An 18,527-nucleotide genomic window follows, 5' to 3' on the forward strand; every position below is an offset into this window, starting at 1 on the left:
GGCGGCCACGCTGCCATTGGAGGTACTCAAATGCGCAGGATCATCCTGATGATGTCGGTATCTTTGGACGGATTCCTCGAGGGGCTCGACCGGGATATCAGCTGGCATCGGGTGGACGACGAACTCCACCGCCACTTCAACGAGCAGTGCCGGGCGATGGGCGCCTTCATGGACGGGCGCGTAACCCATGAGCTGATGGCCGATTTCTGGCCCACAGCCGACCAGGACCCGGACACCCCCGCACCCATGGTCCAGTTCGCCGGGATCTGGCGCGACATGCCCAAGTTCGTATTTTCCCGGACCCTCACGCAGGCGGGCTGGAACACCACGGTGATTCACGACGTCGTGCCCGAACACATCGCGGAACTGAAGGCACAACCCGGCGGCGACATCGGCCTCGGCGGTGCCAACCTGGCCGCCACCTTCATGCGGTACGGCCTGGTCGACGAATTCCGGATCTACGTCCATCCCGTGGTCCTGGGGCAGGGCCGGCCGCTGTTCGAGGCCCCTGATGTCCGGATGAACCCCAGGCTCGAAGGGACGCAGTCGTTCGGCAACGGCGTTGTGCTGCTCCGCTACTCGAACGACGGCACCTAAAGGGCCCACCGCTGGGGGTCGGGTTACAGGCTGGTTTTTATGGGCCGCTATCAGTGGCCGAGCGCCGCAGGACAGACAGCGCACACGGGCAGGACAAGAATCTTGTTCGCGGGCTTGAGGCGCGTCAACGGAAGAATTTGAGCAGTACCGGGGCGACGGCGTCGGGCGCCACCGCGTGGTCCTGGCCGTCGATCATGTCCCTCCGTCCGTCCGGCACGGCAGAGGCCACCGCGGTGGCCGAGGCGGCTGCCCAGCCAGCACTGGCACCGCCGTACAGGGCAAGGACGGGTGCGGTGATGCCGGCAAACCGGTCCGCTGGCACACTGCCGTTGGCCGTGAGCGTCAGGTCATAGGCCAGCGTGGGCGCCAGAGACACCAGTGCCGGCCACCAGGGTGCCTGGGTCATTCCGGGATCAAAGTCGGCACCAGTATGCCGGATGAATACCTCCACTGCCTTGTTCCCTTGACCGCTGTCCGCCAGGGTCCGTACTTTGTCCACGAAGGCCTGCCAGTCCTCGCCCCCTCCGGTGAGATAGGGCGGTTCGTAAACGGCGATCTTTCCGACCGGGACACCTGCCGAACCCGCCTCCAGCGCCAGAATCCCTCCCGAAGAGTGCCCATACAGATACACGGGGCCCTCCGCTTCGGCAGCCAGGGCGCGAAGATCTTCGACTTCACGGTCTACGTCGTAGGGCGGCGTGTTGGTGCTGTCCCCGCGCCCACGCCGATCGTAGCTCACGACCGTGAACGATTCCTCCAGCAGGGGAACCAGATTGGCGGCGGACTGCCGGTTGTTCAGCGCCCCGCCCACGAGGATGAGCACCGGCCCGGTCCCCGCCTGCTCGTAAGCAATGGTGGTCCCGTCAGCGGACTGGACGCTTTGGATCATCGCGGTCCTCCCCGGTATTTGCGAGCCTGGCGCAGCGGCCCTGTTGCGCGCCTTAGTCTCTTCTACGCCAGGGCAGCCGGCATTTCAAGGGACTCCTCAAGGGCGGTTCTTCAGTTCGCCGGAGGTCGGGACGTGCACCGGAAAAGCCCGGCGATGGTGAGTGGATAAGAAGGAATGCCAACAGGCTGTGGGCTGCCACAGGCTCCGGTCCGTCATTTTTTCACGGCGGCGGGGGTGAGGAGGTCTTCAGTGGCGCCGCGCAACCGCATGGTGCGGGCGCCGCAGCGGCAGTGGGAGTAGGTGACAGTCCCGGAGGATGTGGAGTGCTTCGATTGGACGTGCCAGTGATGTATATGCATAAACACAGCATCCCGTAATGACTCGATGCCGTTCAACCATTACACTCGTGGGATGGGATGCAGTCACGAAAACCAGGTCGGAGCCCAACTCGCCGCCGCCCTGGTGAATGCGTCGGAAGAGCAGAATCTGGAAGCAATACTTCGGGATTTCAGCATCCGGGAACCCGGGCTGGACGCCGCAACGGAGCAGGCTCTGCGCGCCTGGGCCGACGAATTGAGGCCAGCCTTCGCAGCCCAAACCGCCGACGAAAGATGTACCTCCATCAATGCACTTCTTGACCACGCCGCCGGAAGAATCTCACTGACGACCCATGGCGGTTCCCGTCCCCACCTCCACCTCTTCCCGGAAGGAAACGACGTCCTGCCAAGGATCAAGGCCGTCACGTCGGGGGGCCTGGCCCTGTTCATTGCCTGGAGCGGCGGCGAACGAATCGGCGCTTGTGCCCGGGAGAGCTGCTCTCAGGCGTTTGTAGATAGTTCAAAGGCCGGCCGCCAGCGTTACTGCAGCGCCCGATGCGGAAATACCGACGCCGTAGCCCGGCACCGCCAATCCGCGAAAAGGGCCCCTTCCCCGGAAAGGAACCGCACGATCCATCAGAGCAACTAACTGCAGCCGGCGGGCCGAAATCTCCTGCGCGGCAAATCCTTCAGCCTTCGACTGACCTGGCCCGCCTGCGGACTCGTCACTTAACGTCCTGCAGCGTGGGGACTACGGCGAAATTCTCCCGCCTCGCGCCGCCAAATTGATTGGCGGCTATCTCTTATTGTTTTGCCATGTCCAGCACTCCGATCCTGGCATAGGGTGATACGCACCACGGCCACGCGCCCAAAGCACACGGAGCGGCCGGGGCGCAAAATCAGCATGTCCATCCGCACATAAACAAAAGGAGACTCCCATGTTGCTTTGGATAGCCGTCGTTATCGCTGTTCTCTGGCTTCTCGGCCTGCTCGGGAACATCGGCGGCGGGTTGATACACCTGCTTTTGGTTATTGCCGTGGTCGTCCTGATTTTCCACTTCATCCGCGGCAGGTCCCGCGCTTAACTGCGAAACTGTGTTCCGCTGCCGCGGACGCCGAGGCGTGAGATGCCGCGGAGTTCGCGGACAGCGGTCGCTCAGAAGATGGGGGTCAACTCAAGGTAGCCGGTGGCCGTGCTGATATCCCGGGGCGGCGGCCCTGCAGCCTATTCCGTACCGTTGTCCCGTTCCTGCGCCGGAGCCGGCATTGAACGCCGCCGCCGGCTCCTTCTGCGCAGGAATCCCCTGGATGCCCACCTCCCCGAATGTGTCGGCCACGCCTATAATCTACTTATCCCTGCGAAGGAAGATGAGCAACGATGCGCGGATTTGGCAGTCGTCGAACAGGCAGCCGCAGAATCGGCCTGATCGGATTTGTGTACCTGGCCATTGGCGTCATCGTGGCCGCCACCCACGGCTACCTTGTGGCATGGAACATTCCCGGCAACATCCTCGAAGGCCTGGTCGCGATCGTGCTCTGGCCCCTCGTGGCCATCTTCGGGGTCGATCTGCACACCCTAATCGCCTAGTCCCCTCAAGCTGGCACCGAATATCCGGTGCCGTAATCTCGGCCCGGAATCTCCGGACGGCACTGATCCCCGCGAGGCCTTGGACGACCCGATATTTGGGTTGTCCACGGCACCCATTCGAGACAGTTTCGTCCCTACAATTAGGTGTCGGCCTCTGCGGCATTCAAGTCGCGGGAGCGACCAAAAAAGGAGAACCGCCATGGGTTTGGGAGACAAGATCCATAACGCTGCCGAGAAACTCCACGGTAAGGGCAAAGAAGCCACTGGTGACGCCACCGGCAATGACCGGCTGAAGGCCGAGGGCAAAAGCCATCAGGTCAAAGCCGATCTCAAGCAGGCCGGCGAAAAAATCAAGGACGCCTTCAAGAAGCACTAATACAAACAGCCCGACGAAAGCGCGGCGGACGGATCGCAACCTCCGCCGCGCCAACGAGCGCCGTCCAAACATCTACACAGCATCTGTCACGCCCACATGCCATCCCGGCCGCAGCGATCTCAGAACCACCGCAGCTGCCCCGAATGGCGCCAACCCGCGGGATGCGTGCCACCCCCGATCTGAGCCCCGGTGCCGCGTTACGGGATCCACCGGGCGCCGCGAACAGGGCTACTCCGGGAGGCCTTCGTCAGGACCGGACGCTGGCCACCGACTGAGCTGGCCACAAACTGGGCTGACCACCGTCCCGCGGACCATCTTCGACGACTTCAAGACCCGGAACTTGCCTGGGCCGGGACCGGGAACTCCCGTCAGGTGTGCGGGCCGCGTGCCGGGTCAACACCCTGCGCGGTCGCCAGCCGTTTCAGGTCCTGGAGGATTTGCAGTTGCTGGTTGTTGACAGCCATCAGCAGCTCGATTTCTGCTTTGGCCTGCACGTTGGTGTCGTAATCGTGCTGCGCCATCGCCGCGGCGATGGCGTCCTGCCGTTTGGCGGCGATGAGCAGGATTGCGCCTTGGAGTCCGGCCAGCATGGAGAGCAAGAGGTTCAGCAGGATATAGGGATACGGGTCCCAGGCGTTGGTTGCCAGCGCCAAGGTATTAATGGCGGCCCAAATCAACATAAAACCGATAAAGCTTCCCACGAAGGGCCAACTGCCCATCCCGTTGCGCATAACATCGGCGGCCCGCTGGCCTTGGGTCAGGGATGCCGTGTGCCTGTCGTGCCAGGTCTGGTGTCGATCTTTCATGACTTAGCGTAGTCCCGGCGGGGTTTAGCAGCCGGCGGGTCCACCAGCGGGCACCAAATCCTACGGCAGGCTGCGCCTGGACGTGCGCAGCCTGCCGCTTGAAAGCATCGTCTACCCGGTCCGGTCCGGCACGAGGTCCGGCTCCACGTCTGCCACGGCGTCCGGTCAGGCCGGCTCGGGCAGCCGGACCGGCAGAAGAGGTGCGAAGAAGGCGGCGAGCTCCGCCGTCGCCGTGAGCGGCAGGACGTTGGCCACGTACTGGTCCGGCCGGACAACCACCACCACGCCGCCACGGTCGAGGCCGCGCTGTTCAAAGATGTCCGCGGCCGGATCGGCCGCGTAGACCTTCTCGTAGTCCGTGAGCTGGAAGGGTCCGACCTGTGGCTTGAAAATAGCCGGCACGGCGCAGATGTCTACGCTGGTGTGGTCCTGCTGGTAGATCACCTTCACGTCAAACCAGGCGTCGACGTCGGCCCCCTCCGGGGTGGCGGCGAGCGGCGATTCCGGCGCGGTCGCGATCCACTCGGCGAAGTCGGCGACGGCCGACGCCGCACCTTCTCCGGCGGTCGGCGCTGCCCCGTCGGCGAAGACGTAGATGCGCCACCGGCCATCGGCTGTGGCGTGATGGCCGAGGTGCACCGGATTGGTGTCGCAGACCCGCACGGCAGGCGCGGATTTGAAGCGCTTGCCGATGGTGAAGCCGGTGGCCAGGCCCTGGTGTGTGGGCGCGCCGATCAGTATGGAGGGGGCGTATTCGGTCATGAATCCGGCGGGGAACTCCGCGGTCCGCACGTAGAAGTCCTCAAGCTCGGAGGGGCTGTCGAACTCCTCGGGCTTCTTCGCCATCAGCGAGGACCACTCCTTGTCGAAGGCGATGAGGTCCTTCGCCACCACCTGGCGCTCCGCCGAGTACGTGGACAGCAGTGCCTCCGGGCTGCGGCCCTCGAGCACGTGTCCCAGCTTCCAGCCAATATTGAAGCCGTCCTGCATGGAGACATTCATGCCCTGGCCCGCCTTGGCGCTGTGCGTGTGGCACGCATCGCCGGTGATAAACACCCTCGGCGTCCGCGTACCGCGCTGCTCCGGCAGGACGTCATCGAACCGGTCGGTGAGGCGGTGGCCGACCTCGTACACGCTGTGCCAGGCGACGTTGCGGACATCGAGCGTGTAGGGGTGCAGGATCTCGTTGGCCTTGCCGATGATCTCCTCGATGGTCGTGTTGCGCACAGCGCCGTTGTCATTCTCGTCAACCTCGCCGAGGTCAACGTACATGCGGAAGAGATGCCCGCCTTCGCGCGGGATCAGCAGGATACTGCCGCCCGTTCCGGACTGGATCGCGCACTTCGTGCGGATGTCGGGGAAGTCCGTGACGGCCACGATATCCATCACGCCCCAGGCGTGGTTGGCCTTGTCGCCGGCCAGCGTGCAGCCGATCGACTCGCGCACCTTGCTGCGCGCGCCGTCCGCACCGACGACGTACTTGGCCCGGACAATGCGCTCCCGGCCTTCGTCGGGACCGGCCGTATGCAGGAGCGTCACAGTCACGGGATAGTCGCCTTGACCGGAGACCTCGAGGCTGCGGAACTCGTACCCGTAGTCCGGCGACATCCGCGCGGGCGAGTTAGCCATGAACTCGGCGAAGTAGTCCAGGACCCGGGCCTGGTTGACGATGAGGTGCGGGAATTCGCTGACCCCGGCCGGGTCGTCTGCGGCGCGGGCGCTCCGGACGATGCGCGAGGAATCCAAGGGGTCCGGCTTCCAGAATGCCATCTCGGTAATCCGGTACGCCTCGGCGATGATCCGCTCGGCGAAGCCAAAAGCCTGGAACGTCTCGACGCTGCGGGCCTGGATGCCGTCGGCCTGTCCGATGGCGAGCCTGCCGCCCCGGCGTTCCACGATCCGAGTCGTGATTCCCGGGAACCGGGACAGCTGCGCGGCGGTGAGCATACCGGCGGGCCCGGTGCCCACGATGAGGACGTCGACCTCTTCGGGAAGCTCCGCGGGACGGTTGATTCCGACGCCGGCGGCCGGCTGGACTCGCGGGTCACCGGATACGTATCCGTGGTGGTGAAACTGCACGGGCTTTCCTCACTTCGTTGTATGGCTGTCCGTCGTCGTGTTCTGCAGTTCAAAGACATGTGTTCTATATTAGAACACAACATTCGATAATTGAATCAGAGTTTGCAGTCCACACGCTACGCCAGGTGTGACGCGCATGACAAGTGGTCGAACTTCCGGGCGTACAAAGTCCGGCGCCCAGGGTGGTTGACGCCCGGCAATTCCTGGGTCATAGTTTTCGTATACGATTTCGTACTTGATGAGGAGACATCTTGGAGCAGGTCAACGACGACACCCTGGCAGGGGCCGGCAAGGTCATCGCCGTCCACGTGAACTACCCCAGCCGGGCAGCACAACGGGGCCGCACCCCGGAGCTGCCGTCCTACTTCCTCAAGCCCTCCTCCTCACTGGCCGTCAGCGGCTCCACAGTGGAACGCCCCGCGGGCTGCGAGCTACTCGGCTATGAGGGCGAGATCGCGCTCATCATCGGCGCACCCGCCCGCCACGTCAGCATCGCCGACGCTTGGAGCCACGTCCGCTGGGTCACCGCCAGCAACGACCTGGGCGTCTACGACCTCCGCTACGCGGACAAGGGTTCCAACCTGCGGTCCAAGGGCGGTGACGGCTTCACACCGGTCGGGCCCGGCCTCCTCCCGGCCGACGAAGTAGACCCCGCGGCGCTTCGGATCCGGACCTGGCACAACGGCAACCTCGTCCAGGACGACACCACAGCGGACCTGCTCTTCCCGTTCGCCCGGCTCATCGCGGACCTGTCCCAGCTCCTCACCCTCGAAGAGGGCGACATCATCCTCACCGGCACCCCCGCCGGCGCCTCCGTCGCCCACCCCGGTGACGCCGTCGAGATTGAAGTCAGCACCACGGCGGCCGGGGCCGGACTGAGCACCGGCCGGCTCAGGACCACAGTCTTGGAAGGCACGACGGCGTTCGCGGACTTCGGCGCGCGGCCCAAGACCGACGATCATCAACGCGAGGAAGCCTATGGCTCACGCGCAGCCGCCGGACTGGCGGAGTCCGCAGAGACGGCACCGGTGCTCACTCCGGAACTGAAGGCCAAGCTCGAAAGTGTCGCCACGGCCACGTTGTCCTCCCAGCTGCGCAAGCGCGGGCTCAACAACGTCAGCATCGACGGCCTCCAGGCCACCCGACCGGACAAGCGCATCGTCGGGCTCGCCCGCACCCTCCGGTACGTGCCGAACCGCGAAGATCTCTTCAAGACCCACGGTGCCGGATTCAACGCGCAAAAACGCGCCATCGACTCCGTCAATCCCGGTGAAATCCTGGTCATGGAGGCCCGCGGGGAAAAGGGCACCGGAACCATCGGCGACATTCTGGCGATGCGCGCCCAGGTCCGCGGCGCGGCCGCCATCATCACCGACGGCGGCGTGCGGGACTTCTCCGCCGTCGCCGCGATGGACATGCCAACTTATTACGCCAACCCGCACCCGGCCGTGCTGGGACGCCGCCACATTCCCTGGGACACGGACATCACCATCGCCTGCGGCGGCACCACCGTCCAGCCCGGCGACATCATCGTCGCCGATTCGGACGGCATCCTCGTGATCCCGCCGGCTGTCGCCGCGGACCTCGTGGAGGACTGCATCGAACAGGAAAAGGAAGAGACCTTCATCCTCGAAATGGTCAGCCAAGGCAACAGCGTGGACGGGCTCTACCCGCTCAACCCGGAGTGGCGCGCCCGCTACACCGACTGGGCGGCCGGCCGGGAATCGGTGCAGGGCAATGACTGACCACGCCGCCCCGCTCGGCAGCAAGTCCGAACAGGCCTACAGCACCGTTAAGGCCCGGATTGTTGAGGGGGCCTACTCCCCCGGCTACCGTCTGGTCCTGGCCAAGATCGCTGAGGACCTCGGCGTCAGTGTGGTCCCCGTCCGGGAAGCCATCCGCCGGCTCGAAGCCGAAGGTCTCGTGACCTTCGAGCGCAACGTCGGCGCCACCGTCGCCGGCATCGACCCGACCGAATACCTGTACACGATGCAAACCCTGAGTATCGTCGAGGGTGCCGCCACGGCCCTGTCCGCACCGCTGATCGACGCCGCGGCCATCGCCCGGGCGCGGGCCGTGAACGTCCAGATGCGGGACTGCCTGGAGCACTTTGACCCCGTCCGGTTCACCGCGCTGAACCAGGACTTCCACAGCGTCCTCTTTGAGCACTGCCCCAATCCGCACATCCTGGACCTCGTCCACCGGGGCTGGAACCGGCTGGCGTCCCTCCGGTCCTCGACGTTCCGTTTCGTCCCCGGCCGGGCCCGCGATTCCGTCGCCGAACACGAGGCCCTGCTGCAGCTCATCGAGTCCGGCGCCGGCGCGGATGAGATTGAACGAGCCGCCCGCCGGCACCGCAGCGCCACCCTCGACGCCTACCTGGCCCAGGCCGCCCACTAAACAACGCGGGGTCACTTCTCGCCCATAAAAGCACGCCGGATGGGCGAGAAGTGACCCCGCGATGGATCAAAGAATAAGGAAAAACAATGACGTCCAGTACTGACACCACCGTAGTTCCCGCCCACCACTACGTCCCGGAGAACCTGCCCACGCACATCCAGCACTACATCAACGGGAAGTTCGTCGATTCCGTCGGCGGGGCAACCTTTGATGTGCTGGATCCGGTTTCCAACGAAAATTACGCCACCGCCGCCGCCGGTCAGAAAGAGGACATCGACCTCGCCGTCGCCGCGGCCCGCGAGGCGTTCGCGAACGGTCCGTGGCCGAAGATGAAGCCCCGCGAACGCGCCCGCATCCTGAACAGAATCGCCGACGCCGTCGAAGCGCAGGAGGCACGGCTCGCCGAGCTGGAGACTTTTGACACCGGCCTGCCGATCACCCAGTCCCGCGGCCAGGCGCTCCGGGCGGCGGAAAACTTCCGCTTCTTCGCGGACCTGATCGTCGCGCAGTTCGACGACGCCATGAAGGTCCCGGGCGCCCAGATCAACTACGTCAACCGCAAGCCGATCGGCGTCGCCGGCCTCATCACGCCGTGGAATACTCCCTTTATGCTCGAATCCTGGAAGCTCGCCCCGGCGCTGGCTACCGGGAACACCGTGGTTCTGAAGCCCGCCGAGTTCACCCCGCTCTCGGCCTCGCTGTGGGCACAGATTTTCAAAGATGCCGGGCTGCCGGACGGCGTCTTCAACCTGGTCAACGGTCTCGGCGAGGAAGCCGGTGACGCCCTGGTCAAGCACCCGGATGTCCCGCTGATTTCCTTCACCGGCGAAACCACCACCGGCCAGACCATCTTCCGCAACGCCGCCGCCAACCTCAAGGGCCTGTCGATGGAGCTCGGCGGGAAGTCCCCGTGCGTGGTGTTCGCCGACGCCGACCTCGACGCCGCGGTCGACTCCGCCCTGTTCGGGGTCTTCTCCCTCAACGGCGAGCGCTGCACGGCCGGTTCCCGGATCCTCGTTGAACGCGCCATTTACGAGGAGTTCTGCGAGAAGTACGCCGCCCGGGCGAAGAACATCGTCGTCGGCGATCCGCACGATCCCAAAACCGAAGTCGGGGCGCTCGTCCACCCGGAACACTTCGCGAAGGTGGCCTCCTATGTGGAAATCGGCAAGTCCGAAGGCCGGCTCCTCGCCGGCGGCGGACGGCCCAAGGGACTGCCGACCGGCAACTACATCGCCCCCACCGTGTTTGCCGACGTCGCCCCGGACGCGCGGATCTTCCAGGAGGAAATCTTCGGCCCCGTCGTTGCGATCACCCCGTTCGAGAACGACGACGAGGCGCTGTCTCTGGCGAACAACACCCGGTACGGGCTGGCTGCCTATATCTGGACGCAGGACCTGACCCGGGCGCACAACTTCTCGCAGAACGTCGAGGCCGGCATGGTCTGGCTCAACTCCCACAACGTCCGGGACCTCCGCACCCCCTTCGGCGGGGTCAAGGCTTCCGGCCTCGGACATGAGGGCGGCTACCGATCCATCGACTTCTACACCGACCAGCAGGCCGTGCACATCACCCTCGGCACGGTACACACCCCTAAATTCGGCGCCTGAGTCCCGACGCCCGGCCACCCCTCCCCCCGGATCCTCGAAGAAGAGAGAACACCATGAGCAACTTCGTCCCCACCCCCACGGTGCCCGCCCCGGATATTGTGCGCTGCGCCTACATGGAAATCGTGGTCACCGACCTCGCCAGGTCCCGCGCGTTCTATGTGGACCTCCTGGGCCTGCACGTCACCGAGGAAGACGAGACCACCATTTACCTGCGCTCCTTCGAGGAGTTCATCCACCACAACCTGGTCCTGCGCAAGGGGCCCATCGCCGCCGTCGCCGCCTTCGCCTACCGGGTCAAGTCCCCCGCCGAGGTGGACGCCGCCGAGGCCTACTACAAGGAACTCGGCTGCCGCACCGAACGCCGGAAGGACGGCTTCACCAAGGGCATCGGCGACTCCGTCCGCGTCGAGGACCCGCTGGGCTTCCCCTACGAGTTCTTCTACGAGACCGAGCACGTCGAACGCCTCACCCAGCGCTACGACCTCTACTCCGCCGGGGAACTGGTCCGGCTGGACCACTTCAACCAGGTCACCCCGGATGTCCCGCGCGGCCGCAAGTACCTGGAGGATCTCGGCTTCCGGGTCTCCGAGGACATCAAGGACTCCGACGGCGTGACCTACGCTGCCTGGATGCACCGCAAGCAGACCGTGCATGACACCGCCCTGACCGGCGGCAACGGCCCCCGCATGCATCACGTCGCGTTCGCCACGCACGAAAAGCACAACATCATCCAGATCTGCGACAAGATGGGCGCCTTGCGGATTTCGGACCGGATCGAACGCGGCCCCGGCCGCCACGGTGTCTCCAACGCCTTCTACCTCTACATCCTGGACCCGGACAACCACCGGATCGAGATCTACACCCAGGACTACTACACCGGGGACCCGGACAACCCCACCGTGACCTGGGACGTCCATGACAACCAGCGCCGCGACTGGTGGGGCAACGCCGTGGTCCCGTCCTGGTACACCGAAGCCTCCCTGGTCCTGGACCTGGACGGCAACCCCCAGCCCGTCATCGAACGCACAGACGCATCCGAGATGGCGGTGACCGTCGGCGCCGACGGCTTCTCCTACACCCGCAAGGACGACGGCGACGGTTCCGGCGCCGTCGAAGGGTTCAAGCTCGGGGCGCAGCTGTAGCCATGCTGGATTCCCAGACCATTGAAGCCATCGCGGACGAACTGCTGGCGGCCGGCCGCTCCCGGACTCCGGTGCCCCGGCTGACCGCCCGCTACCCCCAGATGACCGTGGAGGACTCCTACGCGGTCCAGCAGCTCTGGCGCCGCCGGAACGAGGATGCGGGCCGGCGGCTCGTGGGCCGCAAAATTGGCCTGACGTCCCGGGCGATGCAGGCCGCCACGGGCATCACCGAACCGGACTACGGCGCGATCTTCGATGACATGGTCCTGGAAACCGGGTGCTCCGTGCCATGGGAGCAGTACACGCATCCCCGGGTGGAGGTGGAGCTCGCGTTCGTGCTGAAGAAGGACCTGGCCGGACCTGGCTGCACCATCTTCGATGTCCTGAATGCGACCGACTACGTGGTTCCGGCCCTGGAGATCCTGGACTCCCGGATCGAAATGGAGGGCCGGACCATCGTGGACACCATCGCGGACAACGCCGCGATGGGGGCCATGGTGATAGGTGGCAACCCCGTCCGGCCCGACGCCGTGGACCTGCGCTGGGTGTCCGCCATCCTCTACAAGAACCAGACGGTGGAGGAGACCGGGGTCGCGGCCGGGGTCCTGGACCACCCGGCCAATGGCGTGCACTGGCTCGCCAACAAGATCGCCGCCCACGGCGACGGGATGAAAGCCGGAGATATCATCCTCGCCGGATCCTTCACCCGCCCGCTGTGGGTCTATCAGGGCGACACCGTTCACGCCGACTACGGACCCCTGGGAGCCATCACATGCCGCTTCGACTAGAGCCGCAGCCCACCTTCCGGGATGCCCTCGAGGCCGCGGACCGGGCGCTCGCGGGGATGTGGGTCTGCTCCGGCAGCCCGCTCGTCGCTGAGATCTGCGCCGGAGCGGGCCTGGACTGGCTCCTTATCGACGCCGAACACAGCCCCAACGGCCTCGAATCCGTCCTCGCCCAGCTCCAGGCCGTCCATGGCTACCCAGGACACGTCCTGGTCCGGCCCCCGGTCAACGACACCGTCCTGATCAAGCAGTATCTGGACCTCGGCGCCCAGAATCTCCTGCTGCCCATGGTGAACTCGGCGGCTGAGGCGCGGGCCGCGGTCGCCGCCACCCGGTACCCGCCGCACGGGGTCCGCGGGGTCGGCTCCGCCCTGGCCCGCTCGGCCCGGTGGAACCGGATCCCCGAATACCTCGCGCGGGCAAGCGAGACCATCAGCCTGACCGTGCAGATCGAGTCCGCCTCCGCCGTCGACGCCGTCGAGGACATCCTGGCGGTCGACGGCGTCGACGCCATCTTCCTCGGGCCCTCCGACCTCGCAGCGTCCCTGGGGCTGCTCGGACAGCAGGAACACCCGAAGGTGCGTGCCGCCGTCGAACACTGCCTCCTGTCCGCCATGGCCGCCGGCAAACCCGCCGGCGTCAACGCCTTCAACCCCGACACCGCGCGGCACTACCTCGGTGCAGGGGCGGCCTTCGTCCTCGTCGGCGCCGACGTGGCCCTGCTTGCCCGAGGCTCCGAGGCGCTCGCCGCTGCCTTCGTCAACCGGCAGGACGACGCCGGGACCGCCAGCTACTGACCGCGCCTGATCCCCCGCGGTCCTAGACCCCTGCGTCCTGCGGTATCCGGGGGGCCGGGACGGCGTGGCGGCTCCGTAGTTGCGTCGCTATGGTCGCGGTGATCACCAGGCCGATGCCGAGGACCTGGACCATGGAGGGGCTCTGGCTGAGAATCAGTACGCCGACCAGGAGTGCGATGGCCGGTTCCATGCTCATCATGGTGCCAAAAACTGCTGATTTCATCCGGCGCAGGGCCGACAATTCCAGCATCAGCGGCAACACCGGGTTGATCAGGGCCAGGGCGGCGAAGATCAGGAGGTCGCCAGGGCGGAAATTGCCCATGCCGGGGCCACTGATCCCGGGAAGGGTCATAACGAGCGCGGCGATGGGCAGCGAGAACGCCAGTGTTTGCGAGCCGGGAAGCAGCCCGGAAGCCTGCTTCGTGAAGATAATGTAGCCGGCCCAGCCGGCCCCTGCGGCGAGGGCGAAGAAAAAGCCGGTCGGGTCAAACGAACTCTGCCAGGGCTCCGTCATGCACACGACTCCGGCGGCTGCCAGGGCCGGCCAGATAAACCGGGACCGGCCGGTTCCCAACGCAACGGCGACACAGAGCGGACCGAGGAACTCGATCGCGCTCGCCAAGCCCAAATCAATACGCTGCGCGGCCGCCAGGTAGAAGCCGGTCATGCCCGCCGTGGCGACTCCCAGCCCGATCAAAGGCAGCAGGGCGGCCCGGCTGAAGGACCTCCACGGCGCCCGGGTCAGGATCATGATAAACACCGCCGCGAACAACAGCCGTAGCCATGCTGTGGAGGAACTGCCCAGACGCTCTGCCAGCGGCAGGGACAGCGCGACTCCCAACTGCACAAAGCCCATGGCCCCCACCACCATTACGGGTGCCAGTCCGGCGCCGGAGGTCTGCGGTGATACGGTTCTCGTCATTTCGCCAGTAAACAGGGCGTGGTCCTTCGGCGTCCACGAACGAAACACTAAGCTTTCGTTCATGAAATCAGAACAATCGATTCCGTCGTCAAAGCGTCTTCAGCTGCTCGTTGACCTGGAGCGGCTGGGCACCATGTCCGCAGTCACGGCGGAGACGGGACTGGCTACCTCAGCAGTCTCCCAGCAGCTCAAAACCCTGGAACGCGAAGTGGGTACGGCGCTGTTGCAGGCAGACGGCAGGCTGGTCCGCCTGACTCCCGCCGGCAGGGTCCTGGCTGAGCGGGCCCCGGGGCATTCTGACGGCGTTGCAGACAATTCCCCGCGACCTTGCCCCCGACGGTGAGCCGGTGGGAACCGTGCGGCTGGCCGCGTCGACCACCAGCCTTCGCCAACGGGTGCTGCCGTGGCTGCCGGCCTTTACCCGGCGATATTCCAAGGTCCGTCTGGAGCTCATTGAAGCCGAACCGCGCGAAGTCGTGGACATGATGGGCCAGCACCGGATTGATATTGGGCTGGTCTACGATTTCGCTTCAGCGCCGGGACCTGCTTATGAGGATTTCATCGCCGAACACCTCTACACCTTAACCTGGGGTGTCCTGGTGCCACCTGCGTCCGATCCGGACCCGGCTGGGGCGTCCCTGCCGGAGATCCTTGAATACCTGCGGGAGAGGCAGTGGATCACGAGTTCACGGGGCCCCGAAGACGAAGCTGCGATCCAGTCCCTGACCGCGTCGGCGGGATACCGGGCCCGCGTCCAGCACCGGGTTGACGCCTTGGACGTCGTCGAATCCTTCGTCAATATCGGCTTGGGAGTAGCGTTGTTCCCGGCCTCGAGACCGCGGATGACCCCGGCAGTCCTGCTCGATACGGACCTTGCCTCGGTCCATCAGCGCATCTTCGCTTTGACCCGGCCTGCCTGGGCCAGCTGGCCGGCGGGACGGGTCGTACTGGAAAACCTGCGCTCGATGGCCGCGGCTTAGCAGCCGGACTGCAGCAGCGGGACCTCGGGCCTCAGGCTGGGCGAGACAGGGGATTAACCCAGGATTTACGAGCCCGGCCTGTTCAGCCCTTCGGGACTGCCACAGACTGTTTAGCACGTAGAGAATTGCTCCTTGGCGATCGTTCACGGGGAATCGTGGAACCAGACCAGCGGGAGTCCGGCGCAGTGATGCGTTGTGGCCCGCTCCGCGGCCCGCAAGTGCGTTTCGAACCCAGACCAAGCCACCCCGGTGGGCCGCGGCGGCGTCGAGGTGGATCTGGGCGGCCAGCCATTCAGGACCGAACGGCCCAGCGCCGGAACCCTGGCGCTTAGGCCGGGAATGCTTTTTGTCCGATGGAGTGCTGGAAGCGCAACAGGTTCCCCGGATCGTAATCGGACTTTGCACGGACCAGACGGGTATAGGTCTCGTCCGACCAGGGCCCGTGCCCTGTCGGCCTCGTCGCCGGGGACGCCGTGCAGGTTCACAAAAGTACGCCCCGACCTATGTGGGGACACGGCCTTGAAGATCGAAGCCATCGCGGCGGGGATCAGCTCGATATTGGGCGGCGCCATCAGTCTGATGAGCACCAGGATGTAGGGCTCATCCCGACCCGACACCGCATCAGTGCCGTCGCTGACCCGTGTATAAGCTCCGCCCATAAGACGGATTTCAACCTCCAGCAGCGGGCAGCCGGTTCCCGGTCCCACTTCCTGCAGGAGGTCGGCAATCACATCCGCGTCGAACCCGCGCAGGAATTCACCGGCGTGGAGGAACGGAACCGGCACCGGAGGATCCATGTGGATCATGTCGATGTCGGCGTAGCTCATTGGCGCCACCATATCCATCATGGGCGGCAAGGCCTCACGCATCGGTGCCAGCAGCCGGGCGCCTGAATCCGCATCACCGAGGTGGCCGAAACGCAGATGGACCAGGAACTGGTTTCGCATCGGTTCCGGAATAATATCCATATCCGGCAACCGGAGCAATGCAATAGACGTGGACACGGTCTCCGGCAGCGCCGGGGCCCACCGGCTGAACGCTGTCAGCACCTCCTGAGCTGCTGACCCGGGGTAGAAAACGCCCCCCGCGTAGAAATCCTTCACCTCGAAGAGGTCGAATGTCAGCGACGTGACAATGCCCAGGTTGCCCTTGCCTCCGCGCAGGAGGCCAAACAGCTCCGGCTCGTGCTCCGCGTCCACGGTGCGGAGTTGCCCGTCCGCGGTAACGACGTCGGCGCTGCGCACGTGATCGGCGGCAAAGCCGAAGACCCGCCCCATGACCGGAAGCCCGCCTCCCAGGGTATAGCCGACCACGCTGACGTCTGATGTTGAGCCGCTGAGGCCCATCAATCCGTGCGGCACTATGGCATCAATCACCGTGCGCCATTTGTCATTCGTTCCGACGACGTTCCAGGTGCCGGTCCGCACAGTTAGCGAACTCACCAATCTGAACTTCTCACCACTGTTCGGCTGGGACCGGCTGAACGACTCGACGTCACCGCTGAACGAGGCCCGGGAAGCACTGGGTACGCTTACGCCGGGCCTGCAGGTCCACACCTTTCAAGAGCTCCAGCTCTAACGACGTCAGCAACTATCCCGCGGACACCGGGCGCGGCCCCCGGTCCGGCGACAACTACTGGATGTCCTCGTCCGGGGACGGAAGCCGGTAGTCCAACTGCTCGTCCACTGATTCGACGCCGTCGATAGCATCAAGCGTCTCCCTGCGGTCCGCCGGAACCGACCCCGTGATGAAGCCGAGCGGAAGCACCTGCTCGACATGCATGCCCCGGGCACTCAGGGCTTCGGCGACGTCGGCAATGACCGGCAGATGCTCCCGATCTACCGTGACGCTGATCTTGACCATGTTTTCACCCTACGCCGCCCGGCGTATCGACGCATCTGACTCAAACCTGCGACTGCGGTGAAATCGCGACGCCGGAGCCCACATCGACGGACGGCGCCATCAACCTGTCGCTCTCCTGAATAAGCACCGACCAGAGTTCCCGCCCGCGAAAACCCGATGCCTCAGCCCACAAGGCTGCGACGCCCGCAACGTGCGGCGTCGCCATGCTGGTACCGCTGATGCTCCGGTAGCGGGCCGGCATGGGCCACGATGAGTAGATTTGCCAGCCGGGGCCTGCGACGTCCACCTGTCCGCCCCGGACGGGAAGGCTGCGGGCAGAAAAGTAGGCGACATTAAACTGGTGGTCGAGGGCGCCGACTGCCATGATGAAGGGGCTGTTGGCGGGTGTTCCCACAAAGCCGAATTTCGACTGGAGGCGCCTTGCGTTGTTACCGGCCGCCGCGATGATCAGCGTTCCTTGCTCCAGGGCGCGCTTACCGGCCATCACGTACGGGGGATGAACCTGCGCGACGTCGGCGCCGAGCGACATGGAAATGATGGCGCAGCCGTTGGTCACCGCCCAGTCGATGCCGGCCAGGATTCCCGCGTCGGTGCCGGAACCTGAATTACCGAGGACCTTTCCCGAAAAAATCTCCGCCTCGTGGGCGACCCCGTAGCGCGGCCCCGTGGACGGCGTCCTGGCACCGCATGCAGATCCAATGCAGTGGGTGCCGTGCCCATGACCGTCCTCAGGGGATTCGCCCTGGACAAAGGAGCGGGTGGTGATACTGCGACCGGCAAAGTCCGGGTGGGTGGAATCGAAGCCGGTGTCCAGGACGGCAACCTTGATCCCCCGTCCTGAGTATGGGGACGACATGGCTTCGACTGCCTGCAGCCCCCAGGTAAAATCCGCAGTGTCCTGGAAAATGGGGACCGCGGGAACTGCTGCCCCGCTGGCATTCCCGGCCCCGTCAATACGACCGCTTAAGTCAGCTACGCCGTCTCGGTAACCCTTGATGTAATCGTTCGGAGGACTATCCAATACGTGGTGCACCAATTCCGGTGACACGGACAGGACAGCCCCGCGCGACTCGCGGCCTACTTGCATGGCACCGATCTGATCCGGGTCTGCGGACACAACGGCGATTCCCAGCGCATGGAAAACGAGGCCGCCCGCACCGCCCGTTTCCGCCTCATCCAGGCCGCGGCCATCGAAGTCCCGCGAATCCGCCACACCGGAAACTCCGGCGGATTCCAGCAGAGCGGCGGGATTAGCGTCATCGTCGGCGAAGACCACGATGTACCGGCCTGTTGTCTCGGCCATTTCCATCGAGCCCGCAGCCATGGCTTCCCGCCCGGCGCCGAAATTCGACGGTAATTCTGGATCTATCACGGTA

At 65.2% G+C, this 18,527-nt stretch carries 21 protein-coding genes; 14 read left to right on the forward strand and 7 right to left on the reverse strand.

The window, feature by feature from the left end:
- The first annotated feature begins 30 nt into the window (after positions 1-30).
- Positions 31-597: a dihydrofolate reductase family protein gene (locus tag KY499_RS03455; protein WP_219886215.1), complete on the forward strand. Its 567-nt coding sequence runs from the start codon at positions 31-33 to the stop codon at positions 595-597.
- A gap of 124 nt (positions 598-721) precedes the next feature.
- Here the strand turns inward: KY499_RS03455 and KY499_RS03460 are convergent, their stop codons facing one another.
- On the reverse strand, positions 722-1,486 hold the full coding sequence (locus tag KY499_RS03460; protein ID WP_219886216.1) for an alpha/beta fold hydrolase: 765 nt from the start codon (positions 1,484-1,486) through the stop codon (positions 722-724).
- Between the two features lie 411 nt (positions 1,487-1,897).
- On the opposite strand from KY499_RS03460, the gene KY499_RS03465 reads away from it, so the two are divergent.
- The 4 genes from KY499_RS03465 (at position 1,898) to KY499_RS03480 (ending at position 3,767) form a co-directional block, all read left to right on the forward strand.
- Entirely contained in the window at positions 1,898-2,452 is a 555-nt protein-coding gene (locus tag KY499_RS03465; RefSeq protein ID WP_219886217.1) for a CGNR zinc finger domain-containing protein, read from the forward strand.
- Between the two features lie 289 nt (positions 2,453-2,741).
- On the forward strand, positions 2,742-2,888 hold the full coding sequence (locus KY499_RS03470) for a lmo0937 family membrane protein (protein ID WP_123255132.1): 147 nt from the start codon (positions 2,742-2,744) through the stop codon (positions 2,886-2,888).
- A 293-nt stretch (positions 2,889-3,181) separates the two neighbouring features.
- Entirely contained in the window at positions 3,182-3,391 is a 210-nt protein-coding gene (locus KY499_RS03475) for a hypothetical protein (protein ID WP_123255133.1), read from the forward strand.
- A gap of 199 nt (positions 3,392-3,590) precedes the next feature.
- Entirely contained in the window at positions 3,591-3,767 is a 177-nt protein-coding gene (locus tag KY499_RS03480) for a CsbD family protein (protein ID WP_123255134.1), read from the forward strand.
- 368 nt (positions 3,768-4,135) lie between these two features.
- On the opposite strand, the gene KY499_RS03485 is transcribed toward KY499_RS03480, so the two are convergent.
- Both KY499_RS03485 and KY499_RS03490 read right to left on the reverse strand, forming a co-directional pair.
- The gene (locus KY499_RS03485; protein WP_123255135.1) at positions 4,136-4,573 is read right to left on the reverse strand and encodes a DUF1003 domain-containing protein; all 438 of its coding nucleotides are present in this window, start codon (positions 4,571-4,573) and stop codon (positions 4,136-4,138) included.
- A gap of 165 nt (positions 4,574-4,738) precedes the next feature.
- Positions 4,739-6,652 (reverse strand): FAD-binding monooxygenase, encoded by a 1,914-nt coding sequence (locus tag KY499_RS03490; protein ID WP_123255136.1) that lies wholly within the window; start codon positions 6,650-6,652, stop codon positions 4,739-4,741.
- Positions 6,653-6,903: 251 nt separating this feature from the next.
- On the opposite strand from KY499_RS03490, the gene KY499_RS03495 reads away from it, so the two are divergent.
- The 6 genes from KY499_RS03495 to KY499_RS03520 all read left to right on the forward strand — a co-directional run bounded on the left by KY499_RS03495 (position 6,904) and on the right by KY499_RS03520 (position 13,386).
- The gene (locus KY499_RS03495) at positions 6,904-8,397 is read left to right on the forward strand and encodes a fumarylacetoacetate hydrolase family protein (protein ID WP_123255137.1); all 1,494 of its coding nucleotides are present in this window, start codon (positions 6,904-6,906) and stop codon (positions 8,395-8,397) included.
- Positions 8,390-9,052: a GntR family transcriptional regulator gene (locus KY499_RS03500; RefSeq protein ID WP_123255138.1), complete on the forward strand. Its 663-nt coding sequence runs from the start codon at positions 8,390-8,392 to the stop codon at positions 9,050-9,052. Before KY499_RS03495 ends, KY499_RS03500 begins: the two co-directional genes overlap by 8 nt.
- A gap of 86 nt (positions 9,053-9,138) precedes the next feature.
- Entirely contained in the window at positions 9,139-10,662 is a 1,524-nt protein-coding gene (gene hpaE, locus KY499_RS03505) for a 5-carboxymethyl-2-hydroxymuconate semialdehyde dehydrogenase (RefSeq protein WP_123255139.1), read from the forward strand.
- 53 nt (positions 10,663-10,715) lie between these two features.
- A complete protein-coding gene (gene hpaD / locus KY499_RS03510; protein WP_123255140.1) occupies positions 10,716-11,804 on the forward strand; it encodes a 3,4-dihydroxyphenylacetate 2,3-dioxygenase in 1,089 nt (362 codons plus the stop codon).
- Between the two features lie 2 nt (positions 11,805-11,806).
- Positions 11,807-12,592 carry a 2-oxo-hept-4-ene-1,7-dioate hydratase gene (gene hpaH / locus KY499_RS03515; RefSeq protein WP_123255141.1) on the forward strand — a complete coding sequence of 262 codons (786 nt, stop codon included), beginning with the start codon at positions 11,807-11,809 and terminating at the stop codon, positions 12,590-12,592.
- A complete protein-coding gene (locus KY499_RS03520) occupies positions 12,577-13,386 on the forward strand; it encodes an HpcH/HpaI aldolase/citrate lyase family protein (protein WP_183164479.1) in 810 nt (269 codons plus the stop codon). Before hpaH ends, KY499_RS03520 begins: the two co-directional genes overlap by 16 nt.
- A 22-nt stretch (positions 13,387-13,408) precedes the next feature.
- On the opposite strand, the gene KY499_RS03525 is transcribed toward KY499_RS03520, so the two are convergent.
- A complete protein-coding gene (locus KY499_RS03525; RefSeq protein ID WP_183164480.1) occupies positions 13,409-14,308 on the reverse strand; it encodes a DMT family transporter in 900 nt (299 codons plus the stop codon).
- Positions 14,309-14,369: 61 nt separating this feature from the next.
- On the opposite strand from KY499_RS03525, the gene KY499_RS03530 reads away from it, so the two are divergent.
- Both KY499_RS03530 and KY499_RS03535 read left to right on the forward strand, forming a co-directional pair.
- Positions 14,370-14,651, forward strand: a complete 282-nt coding sequence (locus tag KY499_RS03530; RefSeq protein ID WP_219886218.1) for a LysR family transcriptional regulator — start codon at positions 14,370-14,372, stop codon at positions 14,649-14,651.
- On the forward strand, positions 14,614-15,288 hold the full coding sequence (locus KY499_RS03535) for a substrate-binding domain-containing protein (protein ID WP_219886219.1): 675 nt from the start codon (positions 14,614-14,616) through the stop codon (positions 15,286-15,288). Before KY499_RS03530 ends, KY499_RS03535 begins: the two co-directional genes overlap by 38 nt.
- 328 nt (positions 15,289-15,616) lie before the next feature.
- Here KY499_RS03535 and KY499_RS18690 read toward each other — a convergent pair whose 3' ends face one another.
- The gene (locus KY499_RS18690; RefSeq protein WP_219886911.1) at positions 15,617-15,700 is read right to left on the reverse strand and encodes a hypothetical protein; all 84 of its coding nucleotides are present in this window, start codon (positions 15,698-15,700) and stop codon (positions 15,617-15,619) included.
- 950 nt (positions 15,701-16,650) lie between these two features.
- Here KY499_RS18690 and KY499_RS03545 point away from each other — a divergent pair.
- Positions 16,651-16,866 carry a hypothetical protein gene (locus tag KY499_RS03545; protein WP_219886220.1) on the forward strand — a complete coding sequence of 72 codons (216 nt, stop codon included), beginning with the start codon at positions 16,651-16,653 and terminating at the stop codon, positions 16,864-16,866.
- Between the two features lie 54 nt (positions 16,867-16,920).
- Here the strand turns inward: KY499_RS03545 and KY499_RS03550 are convergent, their stop codons facing one another.
- Positions 16,921-17,151: a ketohydroxyglutarate aldolase gene (locus KY499_RS03550; protein WP_123255144.1), complete on the reverse strand. Its 231-nt coding sequence runs from the start codon at positions 17,149-17,151 to the stop codon at positions 16,921-16,923.
- Between the two features lie 40 nt (positions 17,152-17,191).
- Positions 17,192-18,523 (reverse strand): S8 family serine peptidase, encoded by a 1,332-nt coding sequence (locus KY499_RS03555; RefSeq protein ID WP_258190950.1) that lies wholly within the window; start codon positions 18,521-18,523, stop codon positions 17,192-17,194.
- Positions 18,524-18,527 lie beyond the last annotated feature (4 nt).

This window comes from Arthrobacter sp. PAMC25284 (assembly GCF_019443425.1).
Classification (GTDB): Bacteria; Actinomycetota; Actinomycetes; order Actinomycetales; family Micrococcaceae; genus Arthrobacter; species Arthrobacter oryzae_A.